Source organism: Azospirillum sp. UENF 112521 (genome assembly GCF_058780665.1).
Map to the genome: position 1 here is coordinate 368704 of NZ_JBSNCI010000002.1, position 11297 is coordinate 380000.

Genomic DNA, 11297 nt, shown 5'->3' on the forward strand with positions numbered 1-11297 from the left:
GACGCCGCCCGCTCACCCCGCCCGCTCACCCCGCCCGGTCGAGCTGCTTCAGGAAGGCGATGTAGCGGTTGATGTCCTCCATGCGCCGGGCATGGTCGTTCATGTCGGACAGGCGGTCTTCGATGGCCTTCTGGGCGCCCTCCACCTCGTCGATCACCGCATGGATGTCGGTCTGCAACTCCTGCGAGGCGGTGGCGGCTTCGTCCATGCGGGCGCTGGTGTCGTCGAGCTGGCCGCCGACGGAGCGGACGGAGGTCACCACCTGGTCGATGGCGCGGCGGGTGTCGGCCAGCGTCTGCTTGGTGTCGTTGGCCAGCTTGCGCACTTCGGCCGCCACCACGGCGAAGCCCTTGCCCGCCTCGCCGGCGCGGGCGGCCTCGATGGTGGCGTTCAGCGCCAGCAGGTTGGTCTGGCTGGCGATGCCGTCGATCACCGCCAGCACCTTCTCGATGCTCTTCACCACGGTGGACAGCTGGTTGAATTCGCGGACCAGCGCCTCCTTGCGGTCGGCGTGGCCGTCGAACAGGGTGGCGTGGCGGTTCAGCGTCGCCTCGATCGCCGACATCGAGCCGCCGATGCGCGCGGCATAGCTGGCGGTCTCCTGCACGCCGCCAGTCAGCGTCACCAGCGCGTCGAGATAGCTGTGCATCCGTTCGATCACGCTGTTGCGGATGCGGCTCAGCAGCTCCAGCCGGTTGTAGCGGGTGGCGATGAAATAGCTCTGGAACCGGGCGTAATGCACCGCGAACCGGTCGACCATGTCGTCGCTGAACGCGGCGCCGGGCGGCACCTCGAAGAACATCAGTGCGGACAGGGTCTGGTTGATGTTGATGCCCAGCAGCTCGCCGAAGGTGGAGAAGCCGGCGGCGGCCAGCCCGTCGAAGGCATGGACGCGCGACAGCTGGTCGGGGTTGTTCAGCCGGCGCAGGATGCAGTCGTTCAGGATGGCGCCGAGGGGACGCGGCTTGCCGCGCAGATAGGCCGAGAGGTCGTCCTCGGTCTGGCGGACGAAATCGGTCGCCTCCACCAGGCACAGCGAATCGCCGGGATTGACGTCGCAGTAGAAGGCGACCTCCCCCTTCTCGAAATCGAAGCCGGAGATGGAGCGGACGAACAGCTCCCCCTCCATCTCGATGGCAAAGGTGTTCTTGGCCAGCTTGCCCGGCAGCTCCTGCGGCTTGCAGCGCAGGGATTTGGCGAGCGCGTCGATGAAGCCGACGACCTCGAAGCCGTCGCGGTCGATCACGCTGCGCACGATGCGGCGCATCGGGTCGGCGTCGACCACGGCGAAGCGGGTCTGGGTCGGCCGGAAATTCTGCGACTTGAAGATGCCGTAGCGGATGCCGGGTGCCATCTTCAGGAAGACCGTCACCGCCGCGTTCTCCAGCACGCGCTGGCCGTCGAACAGATGGGTGTTGCGGAAGTCGAGCTTGCCGCCGGCCGAGCCGCCGATGAACAGGCAGGGGAAATGGCCGGAGCGGTAGACCGCCTCCATGAACCAGCTTTCGCTGGCCGACAGCCCGTCGATGAAGGTCAGCGCCACCGTGTCATGGCTGTCGACCGGGAAGGGGACGCGGATGCGGTCGAGTTCGCCGCGGATCGCCTCCACCCTGGCCGGCACGTCGCGGGTCGGCCGGCCGCCGCGCAGGTCGTCGCAATGCAGCGGGACCGACTGGATGCTGACCCCGGCGAGCAGGCGTGGGCTGAAGGATTGCAGCACCACGCTGTCCCAGCGGTCGCCGGCCTTGCGGTAGAGCGGCTGGCCCTCGGCCGCGCACAGCTCGCCCGCACTGGAGACCAGCACCAGCTGGGTCGCCGCCGGCAGGGCGGAGCGGACCGCCCGCGCGGTGGCGGCGAAATCGACATGCGGCGACACGAAGCCGACGACCAGCGCCGGTGCCCCGGCGGCGAAAGTCAGCCCCTCCAGCGCCGCGGCACCGATCCGCTCCGCCGGCAGGCACAGGCTGCGGATCGGCTGTTCCGCCGGTCCGGCGGCGTGCGCTGCCGCTTCGGGCCCGCCAGCCGGGGTGCCGGAAACGGGGGCGGTCGGAGAGTCCGAGCGGAAGAAAGACAGCATGCTGGCGAATCCTCGGTCGTCTTCGTTGTTCATTCCGCGCACCGGCGGTGCCCGTTTGCGGCTGTGAGTGCCCGGGTATGGCTCATTTTGCCGACAATCTAGCTGCCGATTGGTAGCGTTTCCTGTCGGGGGACTCCGTATCCGGCTGCGGCCTGTCGCCGCATCCATCGTCAGGTTCAGGCCGGGCTGAAGCTGTGGGCTGATACGGCGGCCTTGGGTGGCGAAGCCGGGCAACGGTCGATTCCGCTTGTGGGGCCAGCGGAAGATTGGCATAAGGCAATCCATAGGCCTGGGGTGCCGTGCGGTGGTCGCGCGGCTGAGAACACACCCATCGAACCTGTCTGGGTAATTCCAGCGAAGGGAGCCGCCGCATGATCCATGCGCCAGAATCACATTCTTTTTCCGTTTCTGAATCCGGACTCCGTCCCTCCATTGCCATCGTCGGCGCCGGCTGCATCGGCCTCGCCATCGCCTGGAGGCTGGCGTCGGCCGGCTGCCGGGTCGATGTCTTCGAGCGGGGGGAGGCCGGGCGCGGCGCCACCCATGCCGCCGGCGGGATGCTGGCCGCCTGCGTCGAAACCGAGCCGGGCGAGGAGGGGCTGCTGCCGCTGACCCGCGCGTCGCAGGCCCTGTGGCCGGACTTCGCCCGCGCTCTCGAGGCGGCGAGCGGCATGGCCGTCGATTTGCGCAGCGAGGGCACGATGGTCATCGCGCTGACCGCCGACGATGCCGCGAAGGTCCGCTTCCTGCACGGTTTCCAGCGCGATCTTGGATTGCCGGTGGAGTGGCTGAGCGGGGCCGAGGTGCGGCGGCGCGAACCCTTCCTGCAACCGGGTGTCGCCGGCGCCCTGTTCTGTGCCGGCGACCATCAGGTCGACAACCGCAAGGTCGCGGCCGCCCTGCGCCGCGCCGCCGTGGCTGCCGGCGCCCGCCTGCACGAGCAATGCGGCGAGGTGGCGCTGGCGGTGGAGGGCGGCCGCGCCGTGGGGGTGCGGGTTGCCGAAACGCTGCATCGGGCCGACCGGGTGGTGCTGGCCGCCGGGGCGTGGTCGGCCGGCGTGCCTGGGCTGCCGCCCGCCGCGAAGCCGCCGGTGCGTCCGGTGAAGGGGCAGATGGTCTGCCTGCGCATGGACCCCCGTCTGCCGCTGCTGCGCCATGTGGTGTGGACGCCCGGCACCTACCTGATCCCGCGGCTGGACGGCCGGCTGCTGATCGGCGCCACGACGGAGGAGCGCGGCTTCGACGACCGTCTGACCGCCGGCGGGCAGTTCGCCCTGCTGGAGGGGGCGTGGCGGGCGCTGCCGGGCATCGCCGAACTGCCCATCGAGGAAGCCTGGGCGGGTTTCCGTCCCGGCAGCCGCGACGATGCGCCGATCCTGGGCGAGAGCGGCATTCCCGGCCTGATCCACGCCACCGGCCACCACCGCAACGGCATCCTGCTGACCCCGGTGACCGCCGACGGCATCGCCCGCCTGGTGCTGACCGGCGAGACCGACCCGCTGCTGCGCCCCTTCGCCGCCGACCGCTTCGTTGCCGCGGGAGCCGCCGCATGAGCGCCGTTTCACGTGAAGCCATCCGCGTCAACGGCCGCGAAGAGCCGCTGTCCGCCGCCTCCGTCGCCGAGTTCCTGGCCGGGCGCGGCATCGCCGAGGGCGCGAAGGGCGTCGCGGTTGCCCTGAACGGCGCCGTGGTCCCACGGCGGCGCTGGCCCGAGACCCTGCTCCAGCCCGGCGACAGCCTGGAAATCGTCCGCCCGATCCAGGGCGGCTGACCCTGAATTTCCCTCTCCCGCGACCAGCCCGGGAAGGATCCCCTCTCCCCCGGGGAGAGGGGGGTATCCCCGGACCGCTTGCGCGGGAGGGCCTTATCAAAAGGCTCCCCCCATGTCCCAACCCGACACCCTCACCATCGCCGGGCGTTGCCTCGGCTCACGGCTGTTCCTCGGCACCGCCGGCTATCCGAACCAGCAGGTGATGCTCGACGCGCTGGCGGCCAGCGGCAGCGAACTGGTCACGCTGGCGATCCGCCGCATCAGCCTGGACGGCTATTCGGAAAGCCTCGTCGACGTGCTGGCCCGCGCCACCGCCGGGCGGCCGACCGGGCCGGTCGGGCTGCTGCCCAACACCGCCGGCTGCATGACCGCCAAGGAAGCCGTGCTGACCGCCCAGCTGTCGCGCGAGGCCCTGGACACCCCCTGGATCAAGCTCGAGGTCATCGGCGACCGCGACCTGCTCTATCCCGACGTGGAGGAACTGCTGCGTGCGACCGAGGAGCTGGTGAATGACGGCTTCGTCGTGCTGCCCTACTGCAACGACGACCCCGTCACCTGCCGCAAGCTGGCCGACCTGGGGGCCGCGGCGGTGATGCCGTTGGGGGCCTTCATCGGGTCCGGCATGGGCATCCGCAACCCGCACGCCATCGAGACGATCTGCGCCCGCAGCCCGGTGCCGGTGGTGCTGGACGCCGGCATCGGCACCGCGTCCGACGCGGCGCTGGCGATGGAGCTCGGCTGCGCCGCCGTCCTGCTGAACACCGCGGTGTCGAAGGCGCGCGATCCGGTGCGGATGGCGGCGGCGATGCGCGACGCGGTCAATGCCGGCCGCGCCGCCCATCTGGCCGGCCGCATGCCGATGCGCGCCCATGCCGAACCGTCCAGCCCGCAGATGGGCCTGATCGGCGGCTGACGGCGGTCGGTCATAGGCCGCCGGGGCGGCCAGGGTGGGCAAGGTGGTGGGCAAGGTGACGCGCACTCCGTTCGGCCGCTTGATCCTGCGGGGCGGCTGACGCAGGCTGTGGCGCACCGCCTCCCTTGGCACTCCCCCCTTGGCACCCCTCTGCCGGAGACCCTTGCCTTGCCCGCCACCTTTGAACCCCGCACTCCCGATTGGAAGGCGCGCTGTTTCGCGTCCTTTGAACAGCAGCCGATCTGCAAGACGCTCGGCATCGAACTGGCGGCGATGGAGCCGGGTTTCTGCGAGATGCGTCTGCCCTTCCGTGCCGACCTGACGCAGCAGCACGGCTTCTTCCATGCCGGCATGGTCAGCACGCTGGCCGACAATGCCGGCGGCTATGCGGCCCTGAGCCTGATGCCGGCCGGGGCGGAAGTGCTGGCGGTGGAGTTCAAGATCAACCTGATGTCGCCGGCCAAGGGCGACGTCATGATCGCCCGCGCCCGCGTGGTGAAGCCGGGCCGCACCCTGGTCATCACCCAGGTCGAGGTGTCGATGCTGGACGGCGGTGTCGAGAAGGACTGTGCCCTGATGCAGCAGACCACCTTCTGCGTGATGCCGAAATGACGTTTCAACCGGTTCGAAAGGGCTTTTCGATGCTGTCTGCCCGTCTGTTGTCCGTGCCCGCCGCCCTGCTGCTGGCCGGCGGTTTCGCCGTTCTGGCCGCCGCCCCGGCCGAGGCCAAGGACCCACCCTCCTGCGCCGCCATCTCCTTCCGCTCGCTGCCCGGCGGCGCGCCGGACGGCGAACAGGATGCCGGCCTCTACAAGTCGCGCTTCGGCAAGATCGAGGTGAAGGCCGACGTCAAGGGCGGGCAGGCCACCAGCTACTACATGGTGCTGAACGGCAAGAAGGTGGACGGCCCGGCCAACCCGCCGAAGATGTCGGAAGCCTGCCTGAAGTCCAAGCACGTCAAGGTCCCGGTCGCCAAGCAGGCCCAGGGCACCTGCACCGGCAGCCGCTTCCGCGTCGTCGTCGACCGGTCCAGCGGCAAGCCGGTCGCCGCCTTCTTCGGCCTGCAGGGCGAGGATTGGGCCTATTGCAGCGCGACGACGCTGTAAGGACAAAAGCGCGAAAGGGGGGCGGACCCCCGCCCCCCTCCTCTCAGATCGCCAGGGCCTTCACCCGTTCGCGCAGCACCTGTCGGGCCTTTTCCGCCTCCGCGCGGGCGGTGGTCAGGTCGCGAGCCAGGCCGTCCAGGCGGTTCTCCGCCTCTCCCATCTTGGCCAGCGTGCGCTTGTGCAGGTCGCTGCCCGCCGGCAGGGCCTTCAGATTCTCGCGCAGGCGGTCCTGGTCGGCGATGCGCTCCGTCCGCTCGTCCTCCAATTCGGCGATGCGGCGCTCCTTCTCGGCCACGGCCGACCGCAGGCCGGCCAGCGTCGTCAGCGCCTGACGCACCTCCGGCGGCAGTTCGGGGGCGGAGGCGCGGGCGGCGATCTGGTCGGCGCTCAGATCGGTCAGCACGATCCGCTCCTGCCGCGGCCGTTCCAGCGTCGCGGTCAGCGTCACCGTCTTGCCGGCCGGCACCGCCAGGGGCAGGCGGTAGGCGCCGGCTGTCGCCTCCGGCTTGCCGTTTGCCGGCTCGGCGAGATCCCAGCCGGGGCGGCGCGGATGCTCGATCACCACGCTGCGGTCGGCGTCCGGGGCGCCCGCCACCGTGTAGGTGGTGCTCTGCCGGTCGGTGACCGACAGGGTCAGCACGCCGTCGGCAAGGGTGGCGCGGGACAGCCGGCGGCTCGGCTTCTCCTCGCGGTCGATGGTCACCGCCTGGTCGACGGCAAAGGACAGCAGGCGGCTGTCGCCCGCCGGCAGGGTCGCCATGCGCGCGTCGCCGACATAGGCGCTGGTCTCCATCCCGGCGCCGCCGGTCCGGTCATAGAAGGTCAGCAGACCCGGCGGCAGGGCGGTGTCGCCGTCGTTGCGCAGCCGCAGCGACGCCAGCGGGTGGCGGGCATCGGTGCCCGGCTGGTAGAGCGCCACCCGCTCCACCGGCAGGCTGCGGACGGCGATCGGCATCATCAGCGTCCCGCCGTTCGGCACGCTGACCGGCTGCGGGTAATGGAACAGCACCTGGGCGCCTTCCGCGGCACCGGCATCGGCACCGCGCACCGCAGCCATCGCCGGTGTCCCGGCGGCGCTGCCGTAGGGCGCCACCTTCGCCAGCGGCTCTTCCATCGGGGCCGGTGCGGGGGGCGGGGAGCGGCCATCGCTGCGGCGGGCGGCGCTGCGGCACGCGAGAGTTCGGACTGCGGCCGCATCGCCGGATGGGCGTCGTTCAGCGTCACCGTGCCCTCGTCCGCCGTGGGCAGCACCCGGCCCAGCACCTCCACCGGCACCTCCGGCCGCTCGACGAAGTAGGGGGTGTAGAGCGCCTGGCGCAGGGTGACCGGATTGCCCGATACCACCGTCAGATCGACGCCCTTCCAATCCTCGCCGCTGAGATTCTCCAGCACCGCCCAGCCCTGCAGGGCGCCGCTGCCCTCCTTCGCCGCCCCGGTCTGCGGCTGTCCGCTCTGTTGCTGCCCGGTCTGCGTCATGCTGAGCCGGTAGGTCGCCTTCCACAGCGGCATCTCCGCGACATAGCCGACCCGGACCCGCCGCTCGCCGGCGGCCTGCCCATCCTGCGGCGCCCCTTGCGGCGCCCGGCTGTGCACGGTCAGCTGCCGCCGCTCGCGCCGGGCATTGTCCGCCACCGCCGACAGCGCCCGGTCGATCTGGGCCTGCACCGCCGGATCGGTGAAGCGCAGGGCATCGGCCTCCTCCAGCACCAGCTGGCGCAGGCCGTCAGCGGTCATCAGCGTCACCCGGTGGCGCGTGGCGGTGGCGCCGTCGCTGCCCGGCAGCCGCACCGTCTCCTCAGTCACCGACATCAGCCGGCCGGTCAGCTGGCGGGAGCCGCCGGACGTTACCTCCGCCCCGCGCATCGCGTTCAGCAGAGCGGCGGGCGAGGTGAGGTCGCCCGCCGAGAAGGGCAGTTCGCGGAAGGCGGTGTCCAGCGGTTCGGCGCCGGGCAGGCCGATGGTGCCGACACCGCCCTTGTCGTCATAGACGACGATGCTTTTCAGCACGTCGTCGACCTGATCGCGCCGCACCTCCAGCGACAGGTCGGCATCGCCGCTGACCGTCGCCTCATATTCGAAATAGCCGACGCCGCCGGTGGACAGCAGAACCCGCGTCAGCGCCAGTTGCCCGCCGGTTGGTCCGTCCGCCGCGGCCCAGGCGGCCGGGGCCGCCATCAGCAGGGCGGTGGAGGCGAGAAGGATGGCACGGGTCATGATTGTCTCTCCGGTTCTGTTGCTCCCGACCGTCGGCATAAGCGCGAATTCGGGCGGGATTAGGGAGAGCGTTGCCGGAGGCGGCAGGTAAGGCCGCAAGGGTGGGGCCCGAGCGTCAGGGTGCCGCCGTCAGGGCGCTGCTGTCAGCCAGCGTTCCATCATCGTGCGCCACAGCGGCGCGCCGTTAAGGGTCGCAACCTGCACCGGGTTCGGCGTGCAGCCCTGGTGGTGGCTGCAGCGCTCCGCCACCGGACGGCGGTTGCCCTCGGCGGGCAGGCGCCTCGCGGTCCTATGGTGAGCCGGGGAGTGGGCCGGGGCATGCGGTGCGGTGCGCTGGTGCGGCATCGGCAGTGCCGGGACGGTGCAGCCGGACATGATCGTGGCCTTGTCTCTATCTTTCAGCGGCCTGTCGTCCGGCCCGTCAGCCCGGCCGTCCGACCGAGCGTGCCGAGTCGAGATGGCGCCTTGCCTCCCCCAGCAGCAGCCGGTGCTGCGCCAGCGTTTCGCGGATCGGGCCATGCTGCCCATAGACCCGCACCTCGTTCAGCAGGCGGTCGGCGCGGTCGAGCAGCGCCAGGCGTTCCAGGCAATGATCGATGTTCGACATGGCGGTGCAGTCCCCCATCACGGCATTGGTCCGTCGCCCCTTGGCGGGCGACCGTCCCTGTTCGATGGTCTGGATTTAAACCGCAACGTGTTTCTGGTTAATGTCCGCGCAAGGGTACTTTTATGTCGCTGGTGCGGCAGGGGGTTTCAACCAACTCACGCGGTGGGCGAAAGAGCCGCGGCTGTTACGGGGTTGTAACGCATTGCGTGGCGCTCGCGCGTGAGATAAGAAGGTTTGGGGAGGTAACAGGCATGCATATTCTCGCGGTCGACGACGACGAGCCGATTCGGGAGCTTTTGGCCTCATATCTGGCGGGAGAAGGGTACCGGGTCACGACGGCGCAGGATACCGCATCGGCCCGGCAGGCCCTGGATGGCGAGCCTGTCGATCTCGTGGTCTGCGACCTGCGGCTTCCCGACGGCGACGGTCTGGGGCTTGTCCGCCAGATCCGCACCGAATCGCAGATCCCCGTCATCATCCTGTCCTCCAAGGATCAGGATGTCGACCGCATCGTCGGGCTGGAGCTGGGCGCCGACGATTACCTGACCAAGCCCTTCAACCCGCGCGAACTGCTGGCCCGCATCAAGGCGGTGCTGCGCCGCGTCTCCAACGACGCCCGCCCGGCCCGCAGCCCGGAAGAACTGCGCGCCGTCGTGCAGTTCGCCAACTGGGAACTCGACCTCACCGCCCAGCGCCTGCGCGGCCAGGAGGGGCGCGAGGTGGAGCTGACCAAGGCGGAGTTCGGCCTGCTCGCCGCCTTCGTCAAGCGGCCGCAGCGGGTGCTGACCCGCGACCAGCTGCTCGACCTCACCCGGGTCGACGGGGCGGAGGTGTTCGACCGCTCCATCGACGTGCTGATCCTCCGCCTGCGCCGCAAGATCGAGGCGAACCCGAAGGAACCCCGCATCATCAAGACCGAGCGTGGCGCCGGCTACGTCTTCGACGCCAAGGTCCGCACCGTCTGAGGGCCTGTCGATCCCTGTCCGTGGCTCCCCCGGACGCCACCCTGGACGCCTTCCCACGCCCGCGTTAGCCTTTCCTGAAAACCTGTCGGAGAGGAAACGCGCGTGCCTGATCCCATCGATTTCTATTTCGACTTCGGCTCCCCCTACGGTTACTTCGCCAGCCTGCGCATCGACGAGCTGGCGGCGAAGCACGGCCGCACCGTCACCTGGCACCCAGTCCTGCTCGGCGCCATCTTCAAGGTGACGGGGATGAAGCCGAACCTGGAGCAGCCCCTGCGCGGCGAGTATCTGACCCAGGATGTCGGACGCATCGCCCGCCTGACCGGCGCGCCCTTCACCTTCCCCGATTCGGCCCCGGCCAACGGCGTCGCCGCCTCGCGCGCCTTCTACTGGCTGGCCGACGAGCATCCGGAGCAGGCCAAGCTGCTGGCCCGCGCCATCTATCATGCCCATTTCGGCGAGGGGCAGGACATCGGCCCGGCCGACACGGTGGCGGAGATCGCGGCGAAGACACTGGGCAGCCTCGGCATCGACAGCGCCGCGGTGACCGCCGCCATCCAGGATCCGGCGGTCAAGGACCGGCTGCGCAGCGAGGTCGACGATGCGGTGGAGCGCGGCGTCTTCGGCTCGCCCTTCTTCATCGTCGATGGCGAACCCTTCTGGGGCTGGGACCGGCTCGACATGGTCGACCGCTGGCTCGCCACCGGCGGCTGGTAAGGGCGGCTGGCAAGGACATCGGGTAAAGCCGGGCCTCCGCATCGTCATCCGGGGCCGGAAAGTGCTGACGGTCGGGGCCGGCAAACCGCTATAACCATGGGCTAAGACTTTCGGTTGGGCGCCGGCCGCGGTGCCTGCTCTCGTTTCGGTTTACCGCCCCATGGATCAGATCGTTCCCGACCGCCGTCCCCGGACCTCCAGCCCGCCCCCGGCAGTCCCGCCCGGCGGTTCGCACGGGAATCATGGCGGCGGGCATGGGGGTGGGCATGGCGGCCGGGGGGCGTCGAAGTCCTGGCTGGGCGGGGCGCTGCTGACGGCTCTGCTGCTCGGCCTGATCGCCCTGTCGATCCGGTCGGTGTCGGGCGACCTGACCTTCGTCCTGCTGGGATCGGTCGGGCTGGTGGTCGGCGCCTTCCACTACCTGTTTCCGGGGAGCCAGTTCTTCACCCTGGCTTTGACCAACTTCATCGGCGTCTATGCCTGCATCTTCGTCTTTTTCGCCGAAAGCAACTTCCACAACATCAGCCCGCTGATCCAGGCGATTGCCTTCGTCCTGCCGCTGGTCGCCTTCCTCGGCGGCGCCTGGTGGCGGGCGGAGGACATCCGGCGGATCGTGATGTCGCGGCGTCTGCGCGAGGGTGGCCATTTCGACCGCGTCTTCCTGTGGATGGCGCCGGTCTGGGGCATCGGCGCCCTGACCTTCCTGGTGCCCGAACAGGACATGGACACCCAGGCCATCGGTGCCATCTTCCTGCTGGCCATGTCGGCCATCGCCGTCATCGTCGCCCTGGTGTCGCGCGACATCGCCATCTTCCTGCTCGATGCCGGCCTGCTGTTCGAAGGCTTCTTCCAGCAATCGGCCCGTCTGGTCCTGCCGGCCTTCGCCTTCCTGACCTTCTATTCGCTCTGCATCATCCTGTTCGGCGC

13 protein-coding genes and 1 riboswitch (1 of these 14 running past the window's edge) are annotated in these 11297 nt (G+C 70.0%); of the genes, 8 read left to right on the forward strand and 5 right to left on the reverse strand.

Annotation, left to right across the window (positions count from 1 at the left end; all coding sequences use genetic code 11):
• Positions 1-25: 25 nt before the first annotated feature.
• The gene (locus tag ACWPN8_RS03920) at positions 26-2077 is read right to left on the reverse strand and encodes a methyl-accepting chemotaxis protein (RefSeq protein WP_492239965.1); all 2052 of its coding nucleotides are present in this window, start codon (positions 2075-2077) and stop codon (positions 26-28) included.
• A gap of 280 nt (positions 2078-2357) precedes the next feature.
• Positions 2358-2457, forward strand: a riboswitch (TPP riboswitch).
• On the opposite strand from ACWPN8_RS03920, the gene thiO reads away from it, so the two are divergent.
• The 5 genes from thiO (at position 2449) to ACWPN8_RS03945 (ending at position 5867) form a co-directional block, all read left to right on the forward strand.
• Complete coding sequence (gene thiO, locus ACWPN8_RS03925) at positions 2449-3630, forward strand: glycine oxidase ThiO (RefSeq protein ID WP_492239966.1); 1182 nt, start codon at positions 2449-2451, stop codon at positions 3628-3630. Its footprint overlaps the riboswitch before it by 9 nt.
• Positions 3627-3848 (forward strand): sulfur carrier protein ThiS, encoded by a 222-nt coding sequence (gene thiS / locus ACWPN8_RS03930; protein ID WP_492239967.1) that lies wholly within the window; start codon positions 3627-3629, stop codon positions 3846-3848. The genes thiO and thiS overlap by 4 nt, the downstream gene beginning before the upstream one ends.
• 112 nt (positions 3849-3960) lie before the next feature.
• A complete protein-coding gene (locus ACWPN8_RS03935) occupies positions 3961-4761 on the forward strand; it encodes a thiazole synthase (RefSeq protein ID WP_492239968.1) in 801 nt (266 codons plus the stop codon).
• A gap of 168 nt (positions 4762-4929) precedes the next feature.
• Positions 4930-5373, forward strand: coding sequence for a PaaI family thioesterase (locus tag ACWPN8_RS03940; RefSeq protein WP_098740586.1), 444 nt, complete (start codon positions 4930-4932; stop codon positions 5371-5373).
• Between the two features lie 29 nt (positions 5374-5402).
• A complete protein-coding gene (locus tag ACWPN8_RS03945) occupies positions 5403-5867 on the forward strand; it encodes a hypothetical protein (RefSeq protein ID WP_492239969.1) in 465 nt (154 codons plus the stop codon).
• A gap of 43 nt (positions 5868-5910) precedes the next feature.
• Here the strand turns inward: ACWPN8_RS03945 and ACWPN8_RS03950 are convergent, their stop codons facing one another.
• From ACWPN8_RS03950 to ACWPN8_RS03965, 4 genes are all read right to left on the reverse strand, one after another.
• Positions 5911-6924 (reverse strand): hypothetical protein, encoded by a 1014-nt coding sequence (locus ACWPN8_RS03950; RefSeq protein ID WP_492239970.1) that lies wholly within the window; start codon positions 6922-6924, stop codon positions 5911-5913.
• Positions 6825-8081 carry a hypothetical protein gene (locus ACWPN8_RS03955; protein WP_492239971.1) on the reverse strand — a complete coding sequence of 419 codons (1257 nt, stop codon included), beginning with the start codon at positions 8079-8081 and terminating at the stop codon, positions 6825-6827. The genes ACWPN8_RS03950 and ACWPN8_RS03955 overlap by 100 nt, the downstream gene beginning before the upstream one ends.
• A gap of 129 nt (positions 8082-8210) precedes the next feature.
• Entirely contained in the window at positions 8211-8456 is a 246-nt protein-coding gene (locus ACWPN8_RS03960) for a hypothetical protein (protein ID WP_492239972.1), read from the reverse strand.
• Between the two features lie 46 nt (positions 8457-8502).
• On the reverse strand, positions 8503-8688 hold the full coding sequence (locus ACWPN8_RS03965) for a hypothetical protein (RefSeq protein WP_109052013.1): 186 nt from the start codon (positions 8686-8688) through the stop codon (positions 8503-8505).
• Positions 8689-8939: 251 nt separating this feature from the next.
• On the opposite strand from ACWPN8_RS03965, the gene ACWPN8_RS03970 reads away from it, so the two are divergent.
• The 3 genes from ACWPN8_RS03970 to ACWPN8_RS03980 all read left to right on the forward strand — a co-directional run.
• Positions 8940-9653 carry a response regulator gene (locus tag ACWPN8_RS03970; protein WP_042696260.1) on the forward strand — a complete coding sequence of 238 codons (714 nt, stop codon included), beginning with the start codon at positions 8940-8942 and terminating at the stop codon, positions 9651-9653.
• Positions 9654-9755: 102 nt separating this feature from the next.
• The gene (locus tag ACWPN8_RS03975) at positions 9756-10370 is read left to right on the forward strand and encodes a 2-hydroxychromene-2-carboxylate isomerase (protein ID WP_492239973.1); all 615 of its coding nucleotides are present in this window, start codon (positions 9756-9758) and stop codon (positions 10368-10370) included.
• A 160-nt stretch (positions 10371-10530) separates the two neighbouring features.
• Positions 10531-11297, forward strand: the 5' portion of a protein-coding gene (locus ACWPN8_RS03980; RefSeq protein ID WP_109449522.1) for a potassium channel family protein. It continues 271 nt past the right edge of the window; only the first 767 of its 1038 coding nucleotides appear in the window; the start codon lies at positions 10531-10533; the stop codon falls past the right edge of the window.

Coding starts and splice junctions, on each gene's coding strand:
- ACWPN8_RS03920 (WP_492239965.1), bottom strand. CDS start 2,077: ATGCTGTCTTTCTTCCGCTCGGACTCTCCGACCGCCCCCGTTTCCGGC.
- thiO (WP_492239966.1), top strand. CDS start 2,449: ATGATCCATGCGCCAGAATCACATTCTTTTTCCGTTTCTGAATCCGGA.
- thiS (WP_492239967.1), top strand. CDS start 3,627: ATGAGCGCCGTTTCACGTGAAGCCATCCGCGTCAACGGCCGCGAAGAG.
- ACWPN8_RS03935 (WP_492239968.1), top strand. CDS start 3,961: ATGTCCCAACCCGACACCCTCACCATCGCCGGGCGTTGCCTCGGCTCA.
- ACWPN8_RS03945 (WP_492239969.1), top strand. CDS start 5,403: ATGCTGTCTGCCCGTCTGTTGTCCGTGCCCGCCGCCCTGCTGCTGGCC.
- ACWPN8_RS03950 (WP_492239970.1), bottom strand. CDS start 6,924: ATGGCTGCGGTGCGCGGTGCCGATGCCGGTGCCGCGGAAGGCGCCCAG.
- ACWPN8_RS03955 (WP_492239971.1), bottom strand. CDS start 8,081: ATGACCCGTGCCATCCTTCTCGCCTCCACCGCCCTGCTGATGGCGGCC.
- ACWPN8_RS03960 (WP_492239972.1), bottom strand. CDS start 8,456: ATGTCCGGCTGCACCGTCCCGGCACTGCCGATGCCGCACCAGCGCACC.
- ACWPN8_RS03965 (WP_109052013.1), bottom strand. CDS start 8,688: ATGTCGAACATCGATCATTGCCTGGAACGCCTGGCGCTGCTCGACCGC.
- ACWPN8_RS03970 (WP_042696260.1), top strand. CDS start 8,940: ATGCATATTCTCGCGGTCGACGACGACGAGCCGATTCGGGAGCTTTTG.